Here is a 20,746-nt window from a genome sequence, read left to right as displayed (position 1 = left end):
GGGCCGGTTGTCGGCCGAACGGGCTGCGCCGCAATGCTTTCGGGAAGGGAAATTCCCTGCGGTCAGGTGCGCGCCGCGAGCCGGTGCAGCGCGGTGCGCAGCCCGGTGTGCGGCCGCCCCGGGATCCGGACCGGCGGCAGCGGGGTGTCCGCGAACTTCCGCTCGGAGGCGGTCTCCGGCGCGTCGTGGCAGTCCCGGCTGAGGAAGCGGTCCGGCAGCGACAGCTTGTGGATGGTGCGCAGCGTGAGCAGGTACTGGGCGAGCAGCGGCCCGCTGGTGTAGGGCAGGTCGTAGCGCTCGCAGACCGCGCGCACCCGCACCGCGATCTCGGCGTACCGGTTGCTCGGCAGCTCCGGGAACAGGTGGTGCTCGATCTGGTAGCAGAGGTTGCCGCTGAGGAAGGCCAGCGTGCGCCCGGCGTCGAAGTTGGCGGTGCCGAGCATCTGGCGCAGGTACCACTCCGCGCGGCTCTCCCGCTCGGTGACGCTGGCGTCGAACTTCTCCGCGCCGTCCGGGAAGTGCCCGCAGAAGATCACCAGGTAGGCCCAGATATTGCGGATGACGTTGGCGGCGGCGTTGGCCGCCAGCGTGCGCTTCCAGCGCCGCCCGCTCAGCAGCGGCAGCAGCAGGTAGTCCTTGCCGAGCTGGCGCAGCATCTTGCCGCGGATGGCGGCCAGGTGGCCGCGGCGCTCGTTCCTGCTGATCGAGCGGTCCAGCTCGGCGTAGAGGCCGTGCAGCGCGATGCCCCACTCGAAGGTCAGCGCGAGCAGCAGGTTCTGCACCGGGGCCAGCAGGTGCGCCGGGCGCCACTCCTGGTCGCGGGTGACCCGCATGATGCCGAAGCCGAGGTCCTCGTCGTGGTCCAGCACGTTGGTGTAGACGTGGTGCTGGTAGTTGTGCGAGTAGCGCCAGTGGGCGGAGGCGCCCATCATGTCCCACTCCCAGGTGGCCGAGTGGATCTCCGGATCGTTCATCCAGTCCCACTGGCCGTGCCCGATATTGTGCCCGAGCTCCATGTTCTCGATGATCTTGGCGAGCGCGGTCCCCGCGGTGCCGAGTGCGACCGTGGTCCGCGACCGGCCGAAGACGGTCAGGGCGCGGGAGACCACGTCGAGGGCGCGCTGCGCGGCGATGGTGCGCCGGATGTAGGCGGCGTCCTTCGCGCCGAGGCCGGCCACGATATCGGCGCGGATGGCGTCGAGCTCGCGCCCGAGTTCGTCGATGTCGGCGGGGCTCAGGTGCGCGTACGCACCGACCTGGGTGATGGCGATGAGGCTGTCCTCCCGGGATGCCGGCGATCAGCGCCGGGGGCGGCGGCTCGGGGCGGGTTCGGTGTCGCGCGGCTGCGCGGAGCCCGGGTTGCTGAACACCGGGGTCGGCACCGCGCCGGTGTCGGGCTGCTGCGCGGTCTGCTCGGCTGCCGGGGCATGGCTGAACAGTTCGGGCATGTCGTTGCTGGTCACAGGGTCCTCGAGATCGAATGCGGGGAGCGGGGCTCCGGGTGTGCGGCTCGGCGGCGCGGAAGGGGCCGCCGGGCGGTCGCGGCGCGGGCCGTGGTCCGGAGTACTCCTGTCCTGATCGTGCCGTGCGCCGTGGGGGGTCCGGTGCCGCGCGCCGCGTGGAGGCCGCGATAGGTCTTCCGGATAACCCCACCCTACCCGGCCCGGCGCCGAACGTCGGAGTGGTGCGCCGGGAACGAATCGGGCGAAATCGGACATTTCGCACCTCGTGTTGCGACGCAACACTTTTCACCGGCCAGTGGTGGCACGCCGCAGCGTACGGGTTTCGCCGGAGGCCGGTAGCGCGTAGGGTTCGACAGGTAAGGCCGCCGCGAGCCGATGATTCGACATTTTTTCTTCCGGTTGTCGCGGGGCGGCCCGCCGTAGAACCCTCTGGGTGGAGTGAACCGCCGATCAGGGTCGGATGGGTCTGAACTCTGCGTTTCGCAACGGAAGGTGCTCTCGTGCGCCCGACGAATACTGCTGTCCGCGCCCGGCGCGGAACCGATTCCTACGACGACCTCGAGCCCCGCCTGGCCGAACTGGCCGCGCTCGACGAGAACGACCCCGCCCGCGCCCGGCTGCGCGGCGAGATCATCACCGCGGCGCTGCCGCTGGCCGAGCACATCGCCGCCCGCTACGGCGGCCGCGGCGAGTCGCTGGAGGACCTGACCCAGGTCGCGACGGTCGGGCTGGTCCAGGCCGTCGACCGCTTCGACCCTGCGCTCGGCAGCCCGTTCCTCGCCTTCGCGGTGCCCACCGTCATGGGGGAGGTGCGCAGGCACTTCCGCGACCGGGCCTGGGGCGTGCGGGTGCCGCGGCCGGTCAAGGAGCTGCAGCAGCGGCTCGGCGGCACCGTGGAGCTGCTCTCGCAGCGGCTGCAGCGGATGCCGACGGCCAGGGAGATCGCGGCCGAGCTCGACGTGGACGTGGTCGAGGTCACCCAGGCGCTGCTGGCCCGCAACGGCTACCGCTCGGAGTCGCTGGAGGCGATGAGCGCGGGCTCGGACGAGTCCGGCTCAACCCCGACGAGCGTCGAGCAGCGCAGCGGCGCCGTCGACCCCTCCTACCGCCTGCTGGAGGACGCCATGACGGTCGGGCCGCTGCTGCGCGCGCTGCCCGAGCGGGAGCGGCAGATCCTGGTCTGGCGGTTCTTCGAGAACCTCACCCAGAGCCAGATCGCGGAGCGGCTCGGCATCTCGCAGATGCAGATCTCGCGGATTCTGAGCCGGACCCTGGAGCGGCTGCGCGAACAGGCGCTCGCCGAGCCCGCGGCCTGAGCGGGCGGGCCGCGCCCGCGTGCGAACCGAGCGGTGGCCCGCCCGCGGGCACTCCGTCCGCCGCATCGGTGTCGCGCACCTCCACCGTGGCGGACGATCATACCGTAGAACAGTCAGGAATGGTCGGCAACATAATCCACCTAATTCGCTGGTGGAGTGGCAGTTTCGGCTGCCGAGCGCGATGATTTCTCGTTGATTTCGATGCTCCGGGTATGGTGACGCGCGGTCGGCGGCGATTGACTATGATGAACGATGTAGTTCACTGGAGTACGTCACGCGGTTCAGCCAGCAGCCGTGCGAGGGCGGGTACGACCTGCCTCGGCACCGGACAGAGGGCGGGTGACACGTGCAGAACCTCACGTTCGACAGCACGAACCTGGGCGAGACCGAAGAGTTCCTGAACCGGAACTACACCAGCATGCAGATCGGCAACGACAGCCCGCGCGCGGCCGAGGCGCACGTCCGCCGCGACGTCCTCGGGCCGGTCAGCCTGGATCGGCTGCACCTGGGCTTCGACATGGCCTACGACGCCGACCCGCTGAACCAGGTCTGCCTGGTCAGCGTGTACACCGGCGCGGTCGAGGAGAACTACCACGACACCGGGCCGGACACCTTCCTCCCCGGCGAGACGGGGCTGCTGACCCCGCACGACCTGCCGTACTCCGGGGTCATCCGCTCCTCGCGCTACGACATCACGATGTTCGACCCGGCCCTGCTGGACCGGGTGGCCGCGCGCGGCGGGCAGCCGGTCCGGCTCGCCGGCCACCGCCCGCTCGACGCCGCCGCGGGCCGCAGGCTCACCGCGGTGATCAAGCACCTGCAGCAGATCGCGGCCGACCCCGAGTTCGCCGCCGCCCCGCTGGTCGCGAGCACCGCCGCCGACTACCTGGCCGCCACCGTGCTCGCCACCATGCCCACCACCGCGCGCACCGACCCCACCGCCACCGACCGCCGCGACGCGCGCCCCGACACCGTGCGCCGCGCCGTCGCCTACCTGGAGACGCACCTGCGCGAGGACATCGCGCTCGCCGACGTCGCCGCGGCCGCCTTCGTCACCCCGCGTGCCCTGCAGCTCGCCTTCCGCAAGCACCTCGATACCACCCCGCTGCAGTACCTGCAGCGGCTGCGGCTGCACGCCGTGCACGAACAGCTCACCGCCGCGGGTCCCGGCACCGGCCGGACCGTCGCCGCCATCGCCAGGGAGTGGGGCTTCGCGCACGCGGGCCGCTTCGCCGTCGCCTACCGCAAGGCCTACGGCCGCTCCCCGAGCGACACCCTGCGCAGCTGACCGCCCGCGGGTGTCGGGGCCGCGCTGCGGGGTAGCTGCCCGGCATGGACCTGCACACCGCACTGCGAACCGCCGAATCCGCCGGACGCCTCGACCCGGCCGCCGCCAGGGTGGCCGAGGTGGTGGCAGGCGCCGTCGGGGAGGGCAGGGCCGCGGGGCTGCTCCGCGGCTCCTGGCTCGGCCACCCCGTGCACCCGCTGCTGGTGACCGTGCCGATCGGCGCCTGGACCGCTTCGCTGGCCCTGCGCGCGCTCGGGCAGCCGGAGGCCGCCCGCAGCCTGATCGGGCTCGGCCTGGCCGGCGCGGTGCCGACCGTCGTCACCGGCTGGGCCGAGTTCCCCACGCTCGGCACCGAGGCGCGCCGGGTCGCGCTGATCCACGCCGCCGCCAACGCCGCGGCCGCCACCCTGTTCCTGAAGGCGTACCGGGCGCGCGGCGGCCGGGCCGCGACCACCTGGAGCCTGCTCGGGCTCGCCGCCATGGGCGTCGGCGGCGCGCTCGGCGGACACCTGTCCTACGCCCTCGGCGCGGGGGTGTACCGCTACCAGGAAGGCGCGCGCCGCTGAGCCGCCCGCCCGGTTTGCCCGGTGCGGGGCCGGGGTAGGCGGTCGGCGATTCCCGGAGTGAGAGGAGACGCCGATGGCGCGCACACTGGCCACCCAGACCGAGGCCGAGCTGGGCGGGGCGCGCAGCGTGCTGGTCATGCAGCGCCGCGACCACCAGCAGCTGGACCGGCTGCTGCACCGGATCGCCGCGACCGGCGGGGTCGAGCGGCAGGAGACGCTGACCGCGCTCTGCCGCCTGGTCTTCCCGCACGCCTTCGCCGAGGAGGCGGTGCTCTGGCCGGTGCTGCGCCGGGTCCTGCCGGACGGTCACGAACTGACCCTGCGGGTCGAGCAGGAGCACCAGGAGATCAACGAGCTCTTCACCGAGCTGGAGACGACCGAGTCGGACACCCCCGCCTACGAGGAGCTGCTGGTCCGGATCACCGCGCTGCTGCGCGCGGACGTGCGTGACGAGGAGGACCTCCTGCTGCCCCGGCTGCAGCAGGTCATGGATGTCGCCGCGCTGCGCCGGGTCGGGCTCGCGTGGATGCTGGTGCGCCGCACCGCCCCGACCCGCCCGCACCCCGTCGTCGCCCGCCGCCCGCCGGGCAATTCCCTTGCCGCGCTGCCGCTCTCGCCGCTGGACCGCTCCAGGGACCGGCTCGACCAGCTGGCCCGCCGCGCCCCGGACCGGATCTCCCGCGGCTGCGCGCGGGTGAGCCGCGCGCCGGCCGCGACCGCGGGTGCCGTCGAGCACCTGCCGCCGCTGCGCCGCGGCGAGGACCCGTCGACCAGCGCCTGATCGGCGTGCCCGGCAGCGGAAACCGGGTTTCGGATCCGCTGCCCGGGTAGTCGCCCGGTGGCGGTGCCCAGTGCGGTGCACCGCGTTCCGACCGCTCACGACACGTCGAAGGACGAATTCCATGAGCACACGCGACACCACGGCCCTGCTGACCCAGCTGCGTGCCGTCCGCGACCTGACGCACACCGAGATCCAGATCGCCGAGACCAGGACCGCCCAGGCCAGGACCGACGCGGTCCGCCGCGAACTCACCGAGAACGCCGAGAACGCCCGCGCCCGCGCCGCCGCGCTGGAGGCCGTCATCCGGCAGCTGGGCGGCGTCCCGCAGCTGATCGGCCCGCTGCTCGGCCGGGCCACCGCCGCGGTGAAGGCGCTCGGTGAGCAGGCCCAGCCGCTGGACGAGGCGCTGCTCGGCGACCTCGCGCTCGAGCACCAGCTGCTCGACCGCGCCCGCTACCTCAAGGCGCTCGCCGCCGCCGCGGAGCACCCGACCGCGGAGGCGCTGGCCGACCGGCTGATCGGTGCGCACACCGCCACCGTCGACTGGCTCTCCACCGTGCTCGCCGAGGAGGCGCTCGGCGGCCCGGCCGCGCTGCGCCGCACCCCGCTGCAGGCCGCGACCGGCACCGCGGTGAAATTGGTGAACCTGCCGGTCAACTGGTCGGCGCGGCGCATCGACCGCGCGCTGGACACCGTCCGTGCCACCCGCCCCGCCGTCGACCAGCTGCTCGCCCGCGGCGCGCACGCCTCCACGGTCGCGGCGAAGGCCGCGACCGCCGCGGGCGATTCCGCGCTGCGCACCGCCGAGCTGGTCACCACCGACGAGGGCGAGGACGGCGCCGCCGCGGCCGTGCACCGGGTGCGCACCGCCACCGGGCTGCTCGACCAGGACGAGCTGCCCATCCACAACTACGACCGGCTCAACGCCACCCAGACCATCCGGGCCATCCGTGAGCTGGCGGAGCCCGGCGACATCCGCGCCGTGGTCGCCTACGAGGAGGCGCACCGGAACCGGCACGGGGTGGTCTCCGCCGCCCAGACCCGGCTCGCGGCCATCGCCCAGGACGTGGCCGGGCTCGACTGACACCCCGCGGACATCGCTCCGGTTCTCCCGGAACCGGGGCGGATGCCGCACCGGCGAGATGAGGAGAACGAACGATGCGGTGCCACAGGGGGATTCCGACATGACCGAGAAGCAGCGGCCGCTCGGCGGCTACCTCGCGACCCTGATCGCCTACGGCGTGGTCGTGCTCGGCACGGTGCTGCTCGGCAGCGCCACCGGCAAGCGGCTGCCGCGCGGCATGGGCACCGGGGAGCTGCTCGGCACCGCGCTCGCCGCGCACAAGGTGTCCCGGCTGGTCACCAAGGCCGCGGTCACCGCGCCGGTCCGGGCGCCGTTCACACGCCCGACCGGCGAGGACGGCGGCCCCGGTGAGGTGAGCGAGGCGCCGAGGGCGAGCTCCGGGCTCCGGCACAGCCTCGGCGAGCTGCTCAGCTGCCCCTTCTGCCTGGACGTCTGGGTGATCACCGGCTTCACCGTCGGGCACGTCTTCCTCCCGCGCGCCACCCGCCTGGTCACCGACGCCGTCGCCGCCCTCGCGGGCGCGGACTTCCTGCACCTGGCGTACGCCACCGCGCAGCAGATCGCCGAGGGCGAGATCCCGCTCGCTGCCGCGTAGCGGGGGTGTTCCGACCGCGCCGCAGAATCCTCGCTTGCGCAGAGGAGAATGGCATTGACGCTTGAGGAAAGCGTTGTTACCGTTCTGGGCACCGAACGATAGGTGTCGGTTCAGCGCGGAATTCAGGGGCTCGCCATGACCAGTACTCTCGATGCCACAACCGATCCGGCGCTCGACGGAGCCCGGCTCTGGTTGGCCGCCCTCGACGAGGCGTTCGCCACCCGCGACCGCGGCCGGTTCGAGGCGCTCTTCCTGGAGGAGAGCTTCTACCGGGATCTGGGCGCGCTCACCTGGAACTTCCGCCAGGCGGCAGGCCGCGGCGCGCTGATCGACCTGATCCTGGGCTGCGTCGACGGCACCGCGCCGCGGAACTTCCGCGTCGACGACGGCAAGCCGACTGCCCCGGTCATCACCCAGGAAGAGGGCGGGCCGCGGGTGCTCGAGGTCTTCCTCGCCTTCGAGGTCGACGCGGGCACCGCCGACGGCCTCGCCTACCTCGTCGAGGACGCCACCGCCGCGACCGGCTGGCGGGCCGTCAACCTGCTCACCCGTATCGACGGCCTGCGCGACCACGCCCCGCACTGGCCGCGCCGCGACCGCTTCGACGACACCCACCCCGATGTCCGCTGGTCCGAGTACCGGGCGGGCGAGTCGAGCTTCACCGACTCCGACCCGGACGTGCTGCTCGTCGGCGGCGGCCAGTTCGGGGTGATGATGGCGGCGCACCTGAACCGGCTCGGCGTGCCGAATGTGGTGGTCGACAAGCACGAGCGGGTCGGCGACACCTGGCGCAAGCGCTACGAGTCGCTGCTGCTGCACCAGCCGCACGGCATGCTCTACTTCCCCTTCCTGAAGTTTCCGGACAGCTACCCCGAGTACATCCCGAAGGACAAGTTCGCCAACTGGTTCGAGGCCTACGTCGAGGCGCTCGACATCAACTTCTGGACGTCATCGGTGTTCCAGGGCGGCAGCTACGACGAGGCCTCGGGCCGCTGGACCGTCCGGATCGCCCGGGCCGACGGCTCGGTCCGGGAGCTGCGCCCCCGGCACGTCGTGCTCACCACCGGCGGCAGCCAGAAGCCGCGCGTCCCCGACATCGCCGGGCTCGCGGAGTTCACCGGCGAGGTCGTGCACTCCAGCAAGTTCGTCGACGGCAGGCACTACACCGGCAAGAACGTCCTGGTCGTCGGCACCGGGACCAGCGGCCACGACATCGCGCTCGACATCCACAAGCACGGCGGCACCTCGAAGATCCTGCAGCGCTCGCCCGCGATCGTGCTCGACATCGAGACCGCGAACCTGTCGTACGCGCCGTACAACCCGCGCGACATCCCGGTCGAGCTGATCGACATCCGGTTCATGTCCGGCATGGTGTACCCGCAGCTCAAGCAGAACTTCATCGCGCAGACCAAGATCGGCGACGAGATCGACCGGGAGCTGCACGACAAGCTGCGCGCGGCGGGCATGAAGATCGGCTCCGGCCCCGAGGACACCGGGTTCTTCTACAGCTACTTCCTCACCGGCGGCGGCTACTACCTGGACGTCGGCGCGTCGCAGCGGATCATCGACGGCGATATCGGCGTCATCCAGACCGACGATGTGGAGACCTTCACCGCGACCGGGCTCCGGCTGCGCAACGGTGACGAGGTCCCCCTGGACGCGGTGGTCCTGGCGACCGGCTACGAACCGATCGAGACCGCGATCGAGGAGTGGTTCGGCACCGAGGTGCGCGACCGGGTCGGCACGGTGTGGGGCTTCGGCACCGACGGCGAGATCAACAATGTCTGGAAGCCGACGCCGCAGGACGGACTCTGGATCATGCTCGGCGCCGTCGCGCAGGCCCGCTGGTACACCCCGACCACGTCACTGCTGATCAAGGCGTATATCGAGAACCTGGTGCCGCGGGAATTCCTGGCGGAGGGCCACCCGTCGCGGACGCCGAAGGAACAGATCGTCGAGATCTGAGCGTCCACAGGTCGCGGGCCGGGTCGTAGTCGGCGAGTCCCGCGTCGGCGAAGGCCCGCAGCCAGCCGGTCATGGGCCAGCGGCCCCAGCGGCGGTGGAACACCGCGGCATTGGCGAGGATGTCGGTGCGGTGCTCGACCGGCGGATCGGAGACCGGGTGGTACTGGTGGTAGGCATCCGCGCCGCCCGCCCAGTGCAGGGGGATCCCGGCCGCGGCGGCCTTGGCGCCGAAGTCGGTGTCCTCGCCGCCGTACCCGCGGTAGCCGGGGTGGAAGCCGCCCAGCGTCCGCCAGGTCTCCGCGGTGAGCGCGAAGGACAGCGACCAGAACAGGTCGTGGTCGCCGTCGCGCACGACCCCGTCCACCCCCGGGTCGGGGCGGGCCGGGTGCGGGGCGCGCCGGTCGCCGAGGCGGGTGAGGTCGTAGCCGGCGGGCGGCGGCGGGGGTAGGTAGGTGACCGGCCCGCACCACAGGGCGGGCTCGCCGGTGGCGGCCAGGTCGTGGTAGCGGGCCAGCAGCGTCGGGCCGGGGACGCAGTCGACGTCGAGGAAGATCAGCACCTCGGCACCTTCGGCCAGCGCAGCCCGCGCGCCGAGGTTGCGGGCCGCGGCCAGGGGGAGTGGTGCGGCGCAGTCGAACTCGACCACCCGGGTCCGGTCCGCGGTGACCGCGGCGGCGAGCGCGGGGTCGCCGAGCGCCACCACGATGTGGGTGTCGGGGCGGCGGGATCCGGCGGCGATGCCGCGCAGCTGGTTGCGCAGGTGCGGCAGCCGCCCGCCGCACAGCGTGATGACCGCGGTCCTCACGATGCCTGCCGGTCGGCCAGGTCCCAGAAGGCGACGACTCCGGTCCGCACGACGGCCCTCCGGTCGGGCATGTTCTCGCGGGAGGCGTCGACCCCGGTCCGCACGACGGCCCGCCGGTCGGGCAGGTCCCCGCGGAAGGCGACGACTCCGGTTCTCATGATGCCCGCCTGTGGCGGTGGTGGGCGAGTTCCTCGATCGCGGCCGCGGCCCGGGCGGCCGCACCCTCGGTGTGCCACTCGCGCCATCGGCCCGGGTCCAGGTCGGCGGCGCGCGCCAGCAGCTCGGGCCAGTCCTGGGGGGCGGGCCAGTGCGGCGCGACCACGGCGAGCCCGGCCGCGGCCAGTGCGGCGGCGGTGGCGTGCTGCTCGCCGAACGGCCGCGCGGCGGGCACCAGCACCGCGCGGGCGCCCGCCGCGGCGATATCGGCCACCGCGCCCTGACCGCAGTGCGCCGCGACGACCCCGGCTCCGCACAGCAGCGGCCACGGGTCGTCGACCCAGGCGCCGGGGCCGAGGTGGCGCCAGCGCAGCTCCGGGTGGGCGGCGGCGAGGTCGCGCACGGCGGCGGCGCCGAACTCCGCCCCGCCCGCCCCGGCCAGCACCAGGACGTCCGGTGCGTGCGGGTCGGGTTCGCGGGTGCGGCCGGTGAAACGACTGATCCCGCCTACGTAGCGGGTCCGCGCGGCGTGCGGGCGCAGCCAGGCCGGGTCGTAGAGTTCGCGCGGCCAGGCGGCGATCAGCAGGTCGGCGATGCGGTGCACCAGCCGGTGCGGGTCGTCGACGCGCTCGCCGGGCAGGACGACGGTCGCGACCGGGACGCCGTGCAGCCGGGCCAGCAGCGCGACCTCGACCGAGACGTCGACGACCACGGCCGCCGGGCGCGCGGCCGCGATCCAGGCCGAGATCGCCGCCATCCGGTCGGTGAGTCCGGCGTCGTCGTGCGGCACCCAGTGCAGGGCGCCGCCCGCGTCGGTGCCGGTCGGGTCGGCGCCGGTGTCGTCGCGGGCCAGCGTGATCGCGTCGGCGAACCCGGCGCCCACGTCGGGCAGCGAGGTCAGCGCGGTGACCGGCAGGCGCAGGTGGGCGGCGACGGCGCGGGCGCGGTGCAGGTGCCCGCTGCCGTGGTGGTGGATGTAGTAGCCGATCATGCCGCGCCCAGCCCGGCCACCGGCGCCGCCGCGTCGATCAGCCGCCGGTAGCAGCGCAGGTAGTCCTCGACCATCCGCTGCTGGGTGCAGGCGGTGCGCGCGCGGTGCCGCACCCGGGTGCGGGGCAGCGCGGTGGCCGCGGGGATCGCGGCTGCCATGGCCGCGGTGTCGTCCGGGGCGACGAGGACGCCGCTGTGCGGGTCGAGGATCTCGGGGATGCCGCCGCGCGCGAACGCGACCACGGGGGTGCCGCAGGCCAGCGCCTCGGCGACGACGAGGCCGTAGGGCTCGTCCCAGCAGGGAGTGACCAGCGCCGCCGCGCACGAGCCGACCAGCTCGGCCAGCCCGGACTGGTGCAGGTGTCCGTGGTAGACCACGGCCGATCCCAGCCGCGGCGCGACGGCGGTGCGGAAGTAGCCGGGGTCGCTGACCGGCCCGGCCAGGTGCAGCCTGCGCCCGGCGGCCGCGGCCGCCTCGATCGCCAGGTGGGTGCCCTTCTCCGGGGTGATCCGCCCGGTCCACACCAGATCGGGGCCGCCGGGGCCGATCGGCCAGCGGTCGATGTCGATGCCGTTGCCGATCACGCCGACCTGCCCGATCGTGGGCCGCCACAGCCGGGCGGTGTGCTCGCTGACCGCCACGAACGCCGACCCGCCCGCGCCGCCCAGCGCGACCGCGGACTCCAGCCACGGGGTGGGCGGGGTGTGCAGGCTGGTCAGCATCGGCACCCCGAGACCGGCGGCCATGGCCACCGGCAGATAGTGCAGGCTGTGGTTGTGCACCACGTCGAACTCGGCGCGGCCGGTGTCCCGCAGCCGCAGCATCAACCCGAGGTAGGCGTGGTGGTCGGCGAGGAACGGCGCCGGCGCCGCCGAGGGGTCGCCCGCCGCCGCGGCGCTCGGCGCGAACGCGGGCCCGCTCACGGTGTCGGCGCCGAGCGCGGGATCGCTGCCCGCGGCGGCGAACAGCGTCACCGCGGTGCCGCGCGCCCGCAGCGCCGCGGCCAGGTGCCAGACGTGGGCCTCCAACCCGCCCGCGAACGGCTGGGCGATCGGGTGCCTGCTGGAGGCGATCAGCGCGACGCGCAGTCCGCTCACCGCAGGGCCCGCTCGTAGAGTCCCCGATGCGCGGCGGCCAGCTCGCGGCGTTCGGCCAGGCGGCCCGCCGCGGTCGCCCGCGGTGCGGGGCGGGCGGCGGTGTCCAGGACCGCGCGGCGCAGCGAGGCGGCGTCCAGGCCGTGCTCGCCGAGGCCGTAGGTCCGGCACGGGCGCTGCTGGGCGTAGTAGCCGCAGTCCGGGGCGACCACTGCGGTGCCGAGGTCGTAGCAGGCCTCCAGCCAGCCCGAGTGGGTGCCGAAGCGGTAGGGCAGCACCGAGGCCGACAGCGACGACAGGTACGCCCACAGCTGGGCGTCGGTGAAGTACTCGTGCACCTCGACCCGGACCCGCCGGCGCCGCCCGAAGGCGAGGACCGCGTTCCCGACCTCCGGGTTGTACCAGTGGTCGGCGGGGTCGAACATCTCGTCGTGCAGGTTGATCCGCAGCTCGGCGTCGGGGAGCTCGGTGACGACGCGGGCCAGCTCGGCCAGCACCGGCAGCGGGTTCATGTTCGCGCGCAGGCTCTTGACGTGCACGCCGAGCACGAACCGATCACCGGCGGGGCGGGGCGCGGCCAGCAACTCGGGCTCGACCACGTGCGGGTGCGGCAGCACCCGCGCGCGCCGTCCCCAGCGCCGCTCGATCTCCGCGGCCGCGCCGGGGGTCAGGGTGATCAGCTCGTCCGCCGCCGGGATCAGCACATCGAGCTGGGCGCGGTGGCCCGCGGGGTCGGGCTGGTGCGGGTTGCGCAGGTCGTGCACGGTGTAGACCAGCGGCTTGCCGTGCGCGTGCAGCCGCTCGGCGATCTCGCCGAGCACGGCCGGTTCGACGGTGTCGAAGCCGAAGTGGATGTGCATGAGGTCGAACTCGCGGTGGTGCTCCTCGATCCACGCGGGGTCGAGCATGAGCGGCGGCCACCAGCCGCCCGGCACGGTGCGGCCGTCCGCGGGCGGCGGGTCGGGCAGCCGCAGCACCCCGTCGTCGAGGTCGGGATCGGCGAGATGCCGGACGTAGACGTGCGAGGCGGGCACCGACGCCACCCGGATCGTGGAATGCCGGAGCGGGGCGAGGACGGTGTCGGTCATCGCCGTCCGCCGGAGAAGATCACCATGTGCAGCCGAACCTCCTGGTCGGAGTGGGCAGGACGGAGCGCGGCTACCCCGGGGAACCGGCGGGCAAACGCCGCGCGCGGGTGCGCCGCGGCGTGTCGAGCCCGGCGAAGGCGGCGGTGCCTCCGACCACGAGGATGCCGATGCTCGCCGGCACGCCGACCGCGGATTTCGATCCGCGACCCGATCGAACGATCGTCCCCTCGGCCGGCACCGCTCAGTACGCGTACTGTTCGATCTGCTCGGTCCGTTCGAAGTGGAGGTTCCCGTGGCTGGTGGTCTCGTCGCCCTGCTGGACGACGTCGCGGCGATCGCGAAGGTGGCCGCGGCGTCGATCGACGACATCGGCGCCGCGGCGGGCAGAGCCGGTATCAAGGCCGCGGGCGTGGTGGTCGACGACACCGCGGTCACCCCCCGCTACGTGCACGGGTTCTCGCCCAAACGCGAACTCCCGATCATCCGCAAGATCGCGATCGGGTCGATCCGCAACAAGCTCCTCGTCATCCTGCCGGTGGCGATGCTGTTGAGCGAGTTCCTCCCGGGGGCGCTGCCCTACCTGCTCATCGCGGGCGGCCTGTTCCTCTGCTACGAGGGCGCGGAGAAGGTGTACGAGGCGCTCACCGGCGGTCACCACGACGCCGGTGACGCACCCACGGCATCGAGCGGCCCCGAACACGAGAAGGCCATGGTGAGCGGTGCGATCCGCACCGACCTCATCCTCTCCGCCGAGATCATGGTGATCGCCCTCTCCTCGGTCGAGACCGAACCTTTCGTCACCCGGCTGCTGGTGCTGATCGCCGTCGCGTTCCTCATCACCGCCCTGGTCTACGGCGTCGTCGCGGCGATCGTGAAGATGGACGACGTCGGACTCGCCCTCGCCGAGCGCGAGTCGCGGTTCAGTCAGCGGCTCGGGCGCGGACTCGTCACCGCGATGCCGAAGGTGATGTCCGTTCTCACCGTCGTCGGGATCGCCGCCATGCTGTGGGTCGGCGGCCACATCCTCCTCGTCAATGTCGGCGAAGCCGGATTCCACTGGCCCGCCGACCGCCTCCACGACCTCGAACACTGGGCCGGAGAACTCGTTCACGGTGGGTTCGGGGGTGTCCTGTCCTGGATCGCGGGGACGGTCGCCTCCGCACTCGCCGGGCTCGTCGTGGGAGCTCTCGTCGTGCTCGTCATGCACGTCGTTCCGAAACGAAAGCCGAAGGAAGATACCGCGCACTGACCTCAGCGCAGGGAGAAGGTTCCGCATGGCTCACTACCGCACCGTCGGACGGATTCCCCGCAAGCGTCATACCCAGTTCCGGCGCGACTCCGGCGAGCTCTACTCCGAGGAACTCGCAGGCGCCGATGGCTTCTCCGGAGATTCCTCCCTGCTGTATCACCGCGGGACCCCCTCGGCCATCACGGCGGCCGAGCAGTGGGAGCCGGGCGATCCGAGCGTGGTACCCAACGTCCCGCTACTCCCGCGCCACCTGCGCCTCCACGATCTGTTCCGCGCGTCCACCGCGGATATCGTCACCGGCAGGCGGCTGGTCCTCGGCAATGCCGACGTGCGCATCTCGTATGCGGTCGCGGCGGAGCCTTCGGAGCTGTACCGCAGTGCCATCGGTGACGAATGCGTCTATATCGAGCAGGGCTCGGGTGTCCTGGAAACGGTCTTCGGCGCGCTCGACTTCCGGACCGGGGATTACGTGCTGATCCCCCGCGCCACCATCCACCGCTGGGTACCCGCGGAAGGGGCGACGGTCCGCGCCTACATCATCGAGGCGACCGGGCACATCGGACCGCCGAAGCGCTACCTGTCCCGGTTCGGACAATTCCTCGAGCACGCCCCCTACTGCGAGCGGGACCTGCACGGCCCGACGGAACCGCTGCTGCGAACCGGCGCCGACGTGCAACTCCTGGTGAAGCACCGCGGTACCGACGGAATCACCGGCACCCGCTACCTGCTGCCGACACATCCGTTCGACGTGGTGGGCTGGGACGGCTGCCTGTACCCGTACACCTTCAATATCGGCGACTTCGAGCCGATCACCGGCCGCATCCACCAGCCGCCGCCGGTGCACCAGGTGTTCGAGGGGCACAACTTCGTCATCTGCAATTTCGTGCCGCGCAAGGTCGATTACCACCCGCTCGCCGTTCCGGTCCCGTATTCGCACTCCAACACCGATTCCGACGAAGTCATGTTCTACTGCGGCGGCGACTACGAGGCGCGCAGGGGGTCGGGGATCGGGCTCGGGTCGATCTCGCTGCACCCCGGCGGGCACACGCACGGCCCGCAGCCGGGGGCGGCGGAGCGCGCGCTCGGCGCCGAGCGGTTCTCCGAGACCGCGGTCATGGTCGACACCTTCGCCCCGCTCGGGCTCGGCGCGGGCGGGCTGGCCTGTGAGGACCCGGACTACGCCTGGTCGTGGGCGTGATCACCGAGGCGCTGCCGTACGGGGTCTTCTCGGTCGGCGGTGCCGCACCGCGCGTGGGGGTCCGGGTGCGGGACGGGGTCGTCGACCTGGCCGCCGCGCTCGGCGACGAGGTGTTCGCCCGGCCGACCCTGAATGCCTTCCTGGCGCAGGGGCCGCGGCGGTGGGCCGAGATCCGCTCGCGCATCACCGAACTCGATACGCCACCGACCTACCCGCTGACCGATGTCGCGCTGCATCTGCCGGTGGAGGTCGCCGACTACGTCGACTTCTACGCCTCCGAGGAGCACGCGAGCAACCTCGGGCGGCTGTTCCGCCCGAACTCCGCTCCGCTGCTGCCGAATTGGCGGCACCTGCCGGTCGGATACCACGGCAGGGCAGGCACGGTGGTCGTCTCCGGGACCGAGGTGGTGCGGCCGTGCGGGCAGCTCGCGACGTCGGAGGGCCCCGTCTTCGGGCCCTCCCGGCGCCTCGACATCGAGGCCGAGCTGGGGTTCGTGGTGGGGGTCGGTGGGGCGCGCATCCCGCCGGACGCTTTCGCCGAGCACGTCTTCGGCGTCGTCGTGGTGAACGACTGGTCCGCGCGCGACATCCAGTCCTGGGAGTACGTGCCGCTCGGCCCGTTCCTCGGCAAGAGCTTCGCCACCTCGATCTCCCCGTGGGTGACCCCGCTGGCCGCGCTGGACGCCGCCCGCATCGCCGCCCCCACCCGGGATCCCGAGCCGCTGCCCTACCTGCGCGGTGCCGAGCCGTGGGGGCTCGATATCGATTTCACCGTCTCCTGGAACGGGCAGCTCGTCTCCCGCCCGCCGTACGCCGGCATGTACTGGACGCCCGCGCAGATGCTCGCGCACCTGACCGCCAACGGCGCCGCCGCGCGCACCGGCGACCTGTTCGCCTCCGGCACCGTCTCCGGGCCCGCGCGCGACCAGCGCGGCTCGTTCCTCGAGCTGACCTGGAACGGTGCCGAGCCGGTCGAGATCGGCGGCGAACCGCGGTCGTTCCTGGCGGACGGTGACGAGGTCACCATCGCCGCGACCGCGCCGGGGCCGGACGGCACCCGGATCGACCTCGGCGAGGTGCGCGGCCGGATCCTGCCCGCCTGACCGGGGCCGACGGTCAGGTCGGGGTGTCACCCTCGGACTGCATCTCCGCCGCCTGCTCCTCGGTGTCGGGCGGGGTCTGGTCGGTGGAGTCCGGCCGGTGCTCGACCCCGTCCCGGCCTGCTTCCACGCTGTTCTTCCGCTCCTCGCGATCGCTCATGGTCGGGGAATTGACCGCGGCGGCGCGCGGAAACGCCCGATCTCACCCTGAACGGGTGATGGCCGCGGCGGCGGGCGCGCGGATGATCGGTGACGCCGAATCCGATCGGGAGGTGCGCCGTGCATGCGAAGACCGAGTCCGCGCGGCCGAAGCGGTCACTGTTGGCCAGGGTGTCGGTCGGGCAGTGGCTGGCGCTGGTGTTCGTGGTGCTGGCGCTGATCTTCGTGCTCTCCAACCGCAGGCAGGTGCAGATCGAGTTCCTGCTCGTGACCGTGACCTCGCCCATGTGGCTCATCCTGCTGATCATGTTCCTGATCGGGCTGCTCAGCGGGGTGCTGCTGATGCGGAAGAAGGGACGCGCGCCGCGCTGAGCCGGGGGCTCAGTTCGCGGTGGGCCGCCAGGTCGTGACCGCCCACATCACCGCCGCGCTCAGCGCGATCACCAGGATCGACCAGGCCGGGTAGTAGGGCAGCGACAGGAAATTGGCGACGATGGCGAGCGCGGCGATCAGCACCGCCGCGAACCGGCCCCAGCGGGTGCCGAGGAGCAGCGCCACCGCGCAGATCGCGAGCGCCGCGCCGATCACCACGTGGATCCAGCCCCACGCGGACGGGCCGAGTCGGTACAGGTACTCGACGTCCGGCAGGTAGAGGTCGTCGTGCAGCAGCGCGACGATGCCCTGCAGCACCGAGACGGTCGCCAGGGTCAGCAGCATCACCCCCGCGGCCAGCGCCGTGCCCTTGGCCAGGCCCTGACGCACGTCGAACGGCTCCGCGGCCGCGACGCTGCCCCGCGGTGGATTCGATGAAGCGGTCATGACATCTCCTCGGTGTCGGTGCGGGTCACCCGGATCGGATGAGGGCGGCGCGGGCCGCCGGGGGTGAGGCTGAGGGGGTCAGCCGGACCCGCGAGAGAGGACTTACCGTGTCGTTCTGGGAGATCGTCGGAGTCGTTGTGGTGTCGTTCCTGTTCGCGGCCTACCTTATCGTGCTGTTCCGGATCGTCACGGATCTCTTCCGTGACCACGCGACGTCGGGGTGGGCGAAGGCGGGCTGGATCGTTGCGCTGGTCGTGCTGCCGCTGCTCGCCGCGGTGCTCTACGTGGTGCTGCGCGGGCCGGGCATGGCCGAGCGCGCGCAGGCCGCCTCGCTGCGCGAGTGGGAGGCGCGCAACGACTACATTCGGGTGATCGCGGGCACCGACGCGGTGTCGCAGATCGGCGAGGCGGGCCGGTTGCTGGACAGCGGCACGATCACCGAGGCCGAGTTCGCGCGGATCAAGGACTCGGTGCTCGGCCGCTGAGCGCGCGCCGGGGTCGGTCAGAGCAGCCCGGCGCGGCGCGCGTGCTGCAGCGTGCCCGACCGGCTGCTGGTGCCGAACTTGGCGTAGATCCGGCGCAGGTGGGTCTTCACCGTATTCACCGAGACGCCGAGCGTGTCGGCGATCTGCCGGGCGGTGCGGCCGCTGGGCAGCTGGGCGAGCACGGTGCGCTCGGTCTCGGTGAGCAGCGGGGCGGCGGAGCGCTCGGCGCCGGGGTTGCTGCGGATCTCGGCGGCGAAGGCGTTGTGCTCGGTGAAGGTGCCCGCGTCGTCGTCGAGCATCTCCAGGATGCCCGGCGTCTCCAGGAACGGGCGCACGATCCGCTCCGGCGCGGCGAGCTCCAGCGCGCGCCGCAGCGCCGCGCGCGCCTTGCCCGCGGTCCCCAGCGCGGTCTGCGCGTTCGCCTCCAGCAGCTGCACCAGCACCGCGTGCTGCGGAGCCGTCGCGGCCGGGTCGCGCTGCAGCGGATCGAGCAGGGCGCGGGTGAGGTCGGGGCGGTGCAGCCCGGCGGCGAGCACCGCCCTGGCCAGCACGACGCCGGGGCGGTCGCCGAGTTCGGTGCTCGCGTGGCCGAGCAGCAGCCGGGCGGTGCGCGGGGTCCCGGCCGCCACCAGCAGCCGGACCACGTGCGGCAGCAGCAGCTCGGTCGCGGTGCGCTCGGGCAGCGCGGCGGTGCGCAGCAGCGCGGTGACGTGGTGGCGGAGCGCGTCGGCGCGGCGGTGCCGGTCGGCGTCGTCGCCGGTGGCGGCGAGGCCGTCGAGCACGGCCCGGACCGGGCCGGGCGGCTCCGCGGCCCGCGGCGGCTCGGTGCCGCGCAGGAAAGCGATGTAGGCGGCGGCCGAATCCGCCTCGCCGAGCACGGCACCGAGCCCGGCGGTCGCCGCCGTCGCCCGCGCCGCGGCGGCCTGCTCGGCGCAGGCGGTGAGCCGCCCGCTCCAGCTCAGCAGCACCGCCAGCCTGGACTCGGCGCGCAGCACCAGCCTGGGGTCGGCCGCGACCCTGGCCAGTGCCAGCCCGCGGTACAGGTCGTCGATGCCGCCCGCCCGGTCGCCGCGCACCGCGCGGGCGGTGCCGGACTGGACGGCGGTGTAGGCGTCGACGCCGGGGCTCCCGGAGGCGGGCACCACGTCGGGCAGCTGGACGTCGTCGAGCCCGGAGGCCACGGCGAGCGCGGTGGCCAGCGTGGCCGCCAGGATGAGCGTGACGAGCTGCCCGCGGGGGACCGCGGTGCCGTTGCCGGTGCGGCGGCAGGCCAGGTCGAGGTAGGTGAGCGCGTGCGCGGTGTCGGCGCGCTCGACCGCGTCGACGGCGCGCAGCGCCCACACCGCCGGGTCGTCGGCCTCGACGCCGCGCGCGGCCTCCAGGCCGTCGAAGAGCGCCTGACCCGCGTCATGCATGATCATCCGCAGCGCCGGGTCGCCGAGGAAGGCGGGCAGCCCGCGCTGGCCGTCCTCGCCGAGTACGTGCGGCAGCGCGGCGGCGGGCGCCCCCGCCCCGAGGTGCCAGGCGGCGGTGATCCGGTGGCATTCGGCGCTGGTCCGCGCGCGCTCGGCCGCGCCGAGCAGGTGGGCGCGGACCAGCGGGTGGTAGCCGAACCACAGCGCGCCGTCCCGGTGCACCGGCGCCAGTGGGAAATTCTCGCGCAGCAGCCGGTCCAGGATCTCCGGGGCGGACTCGCCCGCCAGCCGCCCGGCCATGGCCGTGGTGAAGCGCTCCGGAATGCAGGTGCGGATCAGGAAGTTCCGCACCGGCGGCTGCTGCGGCGCCAGGAGGGTGTCGGTGAGGAAGGCGCCCGCCTCGGTGGTCGGGTCGAGCAGCGCGGTCGTCGCCGCGCGGATGTCCGTGCGCCCCGCGAGCTCGGTGGCCGCGATCCGCACCGGGGCCGCCCAGCCGTGCGTGAGCCGGAGCAGCGCGTCCAGGTCGGCGCGCTCCGGCCGGATTCCGTACCCGGCCAGCAGGTGTGACGTCTCCTCACGATCGAGCGCGAGATCGGCGGCGCCGACCCGCGTCACCCGGGTCTCCAGCACCAGGGAATGCCAGGCGAGCGGCGGATCGCGCCGCGCGACCAAGACCAGAACCGTGTCGGCGGCATGGTGCATGAGGTAGTCCACCGCCGCCAGCGAACGAGGATCGCTGACGAGATGCGCGTCGTCGATGACCAGCACCCGCGCCGGTGCGGCGGGGTGACCGGGCCCACGTCGGTCCCCGTGCGCGGGAGGCAGCTGCTCCGCCACCGGGGGGCCGTCGGGATGACATGTCACCCAACGCATCTCGGCTGCCGGAGCGCTTTCGGGAAACTTGCGGAACCATTCCGCGACGGCCACCGTCTTACCGCTGCCCGGTGGCGCGCAGACCAATACCACCCGGTGCGGGCGGGTGGCCACCGCGGAATCGAGAATGCGCCGGATCCGGCGCCGCGGGACTGGGGCGAAAGCGAATTCGGGTGCGAGAGTCATCGTCTCCTGCTCGGGCTGTGCGAAAAGGGGCGGAACGGCGCGGTGCGCGACCCCGGAGCAGCTCCGGGGC

Annotated in this window: 22 protein-coding genes; 12 read left to right on the top strand and 10 right to left on the bottom strand. The window is 73.2% G+C overall.

The features are described 5' to 3' along the window. Positions 1-62: 62 nt before the first annotated feature. Entirely contained in the window at positions 63-1,271 is a 1,209-nt protein-coding gene (locus ACFUUZ_RS29455) for a fatty acid desaturase family protein (RefSeq protein ID WP_378701895.1), read from the bottom strand. A gap of 27 nt (positions 1,272-1,298) precedes the next feature. Then, a complete protein-coding gene (locus ACFUUZ_RS29450; RefSeq protein WP_378701891.1) occupies positions 1,299-1,463 on the bottom strand; it encodes a hypothetical protein in 165 nt (54 codons plus the stop codon). A 500-nt stretch (positions 1,464-1,963) separates the two neighbouring features. Between ACFUUZ_RS29450 and ACFUUZ_RS29445 the strand changes: the two genes are divergently transcribed. The 7 genes from ACFUUZ_RS29445 to ACFUUZ_RS29415 all read left to right on the top strand — a co-directional run bounded on the left by ACFUUZ_RS29445 (position 1,964) and on the right by ACFUUZ_RS29415 (position 9,058). Then, positions 1,964-2,779 (top strand): SigB/SigF/SigG family RNA polymerase sigma factor, encoded by an 816-nt coding sequence (locus ACFUUZ_RS29445; RefSeq protein ID WP_378701889.1) that lies wholly within the window; start codon positions 1,964-1,966, stop codon positions 2,777-2,779. A gap of 346 nt (positions 2,780-3,125) precedes the next feature. Further along, on the top strand, positions 3,126-4,067 hold the full coding sequence (locus tag ACFUUZ_RS29440) for a helix-turn-helix domain-containing protein (RefSeq protein WP_378701887.1): 942 nt from the start codon (positions 3,126-3,128) through the stop codon (positions 4,065-4,067). 44 nt (positions 4,068-4,111) lie between these two features. After that, a complete protein-coding gene (locus tag ACFUUZ_RS29435; protein WP_378701885.1) occupies positions 4,112-4,633 on the top strand; it encodes a DUF2231 domain-containing protein in 522 nt (173 codons plus the stop codon). 73 nt (positions 4,634-4,706) lie between these two features. Beyond that, positions 4,707-5,414, top strand: a complete 708-nt coding sequence (locus ACFUUZ_RS29430) for a hemerythrin domain-containing protein (RefSeq protein ID WP_378701883.1) — start codon at positions 4,707-4,709, stop codon at positions 5,412-5,414. A gap of 121 nt (positions 5,415-5,535) precedes the next feature. Continuing rightward, complete coding sequence (locus ACFUUZ_RS29425; RefSeq protein WP_378701881.1) at positions 5,536-6,498, top strand: ferritin-like domain-containing protein; 963 nt, start codon at positions 5,536-5,538, stop codon at positions 6,496-6,498. Positions 6,499-6,598: 100 nt separating this feature from the next. Then, on the top strand, positions 6,599-7,093 hold the full coding sequence (locus ACFUUZ_RS29420) for a DUF1360 domain-containing protein (protein ID WP_378701879.1): 495 nt from the start codon (positions 6,599-6,601) through the stop codon (positions 7,091-7,093). A 135-nt stretch (positions 7,094-7,228) separates the two neighbouring features. Then, positions 7,229-9,058, top strand: a complete 1,830-nt coding sequence (locus ACFUUZ_RS29415) for a flavin-containing monooxygenase (RefSeq protein ID WP_378701877.1) — start codon at positions 7,229-7,231, stop codon at positions 9,056-9,058. Here ACFUUZ_RS29415 and ACFUUZ_RS29410 read toward each other — a convergent pair. From ACFUUZ_RS29410 to ACFUUZ_RS29390, 5 genes are read right to left on the bottom strand one after another with little or no spacing between them, the layout of a single operon-like run. After that, positions 8,967-9,863: a glycosyltransferase family 2 protein gene (locus ACFUUZ_RS29410; protein WP_378701876.1), complete on the bottom strand. Its 897-nt coding sequence runs from the start codon at positions 9,861-9,863 to the stop codon at positions 8,967-8,969. The genes ACFUUZ_RS29415 and ACFUUZ_RS29410 overlap by 92 nt on opposite strands. Continuing rightward, entirely contained in the window at positions 9,860-10,021 is a 162-nt protein-coding gene (locus ACFUUZ_RS29405; protein ID WP_378701874.1) for a hypothetical protein, read from the bottom strand. Before ACFUUZ_RS29405 ends, ACFUUZ_RS29410 begins: the two co-directional genes overlap by 4 nt. After that, entirely contained in the window at positions 10,018-11,010 is a 993-nt protein-coding gene (locus tag ACFUUZ_RS29400; RefSeq protein ID WP_378701872.1) for a hypothetical protein, read from the bottom strand. Before ACFUUZ_RS29400 ends, ACFUUZ_RS29405 begins: the two co-directional genes overlap by 4 nt. Continuing rightward, on the bottom strand, positions 11,007-12,107 hold the full coding sequence (locus ACFUUZ_RS29395; RefSeq protein WP_378701870.1) for a glycosyltransferase: 1,101 nt from the start codon (positions 12,105-12,107) through the stop codon (positions 11,007-11,009). The genes ACFUUZ_RS29400 and ACFUUZ_RS29395 overlap by 4 nt, the downstream gene beginning before the upstream one ends. Then, the gene (locus ACFUUZ_RS29390) at positions 12,104-13,192 is read right to left on the bottom strand and encodes a glycosyltransferase family 1 protein (RefSeq protein ID WP_378701868.1); all 1,089 of its coding nucleotides are present in this window, start codon (positions 13,190-13,192) and stop codon (positions 12,104-12,106) included. Before ACFUUZ_RS29390 ends, ACFUUZ_RS29395 begins: the two co-directional genes overlap by 4 nt. A 292-nt stretch (positions 13,193-13,484) precedes the next feature. Between ACFUUZ_RS29390 and ACFUUZ_RS29385 the strand changes: the two genes are divergently transcribed. Genes ACFUUZ_RS29385 through fahA form a run of 3 tightly spaced genes read left to right on the top strand, consistent with a single transcriptional unit; the run spans position 13,485 to position 16,742 of the window. Next, complete coding sequence (locus ACFUUZ_RS29385) at positions 13,485-14,441, top strand: DUF808 domain-containing protein (protein ID WP_378701893.1); 957 nt, start codon at positions 13,485-13,487, stop codon at positions 14,439-14,441. Between the two features lie 25 nt (positions 14,442-14,466). Next, positions 14,467-15,639, top strand: coding sequence for a homogentisate 1,2-dioxygenase (locus tag ACFUUZ_RS29380; RefSeq protein WP_378701866.1), 1,173 nt, complete (start codon positions 14,467-14,469; stop codon positions 15,637-15,639). Next, positions 15,636-16,742 carry a fumarylacetoacetase gene (gene fahA / locus ACFUUZ_RS29375; RefSeq protein WP_378701864.1) on the top strand — a complete coding sequence of 369 codons (1,107 nt, stop codon included), beginning with the start codon at positions 15,636-15,638 and terminating at the stop codon, positions 16,740-16,742. The genes ACFUUZ_RS29380 and fahA overlap by 4 nt, the downstream gene beginning before the upstream one ends. Before the next feature lie 13 nt (positions 16,743-16,755). Here fahA and ACFUUZ_RS29370 read toward each other — a convergent pair whose 3' ends face one another. Next, positions 16,756-16,899 (bottom strand): hypothetical protein, encoded by a 144-nt coding sequence (locus ACFUUZ_RS29370; protein ID WP_378701863.1) that lies wholly within the window; start codon positions 16,897-16,899, stop codon positions 16,756-16,758. A 119-nt stretch (positions 16,900-17,018) separates the two neighbouring features. On the opposite strand from ACFUUZ_RS29370, the gene ACFUUZ_RS29365 reads away from it, so the two are divergent. After that, positions 17,019-17,270: a hypothetical protein gene (locus ACFUUZ_RS29365; protein WP_378701862.1), complete on the top strand. Its 252-nt coding sequence runs from the start codon at positions 17,019-17,021 to the stop codon at positions 17,268-17,270. A 9-nt stretch (positions 17,271-17,279) separates the two neighbouring features. Here ACFUUZ_RS29365 and ACFUUZ_RS29360 read toward each other — a convergent pair whose 3' ends face one another. Beyond that, complete coding sequence (locus tag ACFUUZ_RS29360) at positions 17,280-17,717, bottom strand: hypothetical protein (protein WP_378701861.1); 438 nt, start codon at positions 17,715-17,717, stop codon at positions 17,280-17,282. Between the two features lie 107 nt (positions 17,718-17,824). Between ACFUUZ_RS29360 and ACFUUZ_RS29355 the strand changes: the two genes are divergently transcribed. Continuing rightward, entirely contained in the window at positions 17,825-18,202 is a 378-nt protein-coding gene (locus tag ACFUUZ_RS29355) for an SHOCT domain-containing protein (protein ID WP_378701860.1), read from the top strand. A gap of 17 nt (positions 18,203-18,219) precedes the next feature. Here ACFUUZ_RS29355 and ACFUUZ_RS29350 read toward each other — a convergent pair whose 3' ends face one another. Beyond that, positions 18,220-20,385 (bottom strand): LuxR C-terminal-related transcriptional regulator, encoded by a 2,166-nt coding sequence (locus tag ACFUUZ_RS29350; RefSeq protein WP_378701859.1) that lies wholly within the window; start codon positions 20,383-20,385, stop codon positions 18,220-18,222. Positions 20,386-20,746: the final 361 nt, after the last annotated feature.

The sequence above is a fragment of the Nocardia sp. NPDC057353 genome, assembly GCF_042667085.1.
GTDB lineage: Bacteria > Actinomycetota > Actinomycetes > Mycobacteriales > Mycobacteriaceae > Nocardia.
This window is presented reverse-complemented; position numbering and strand designations above follow the sequence as displayed.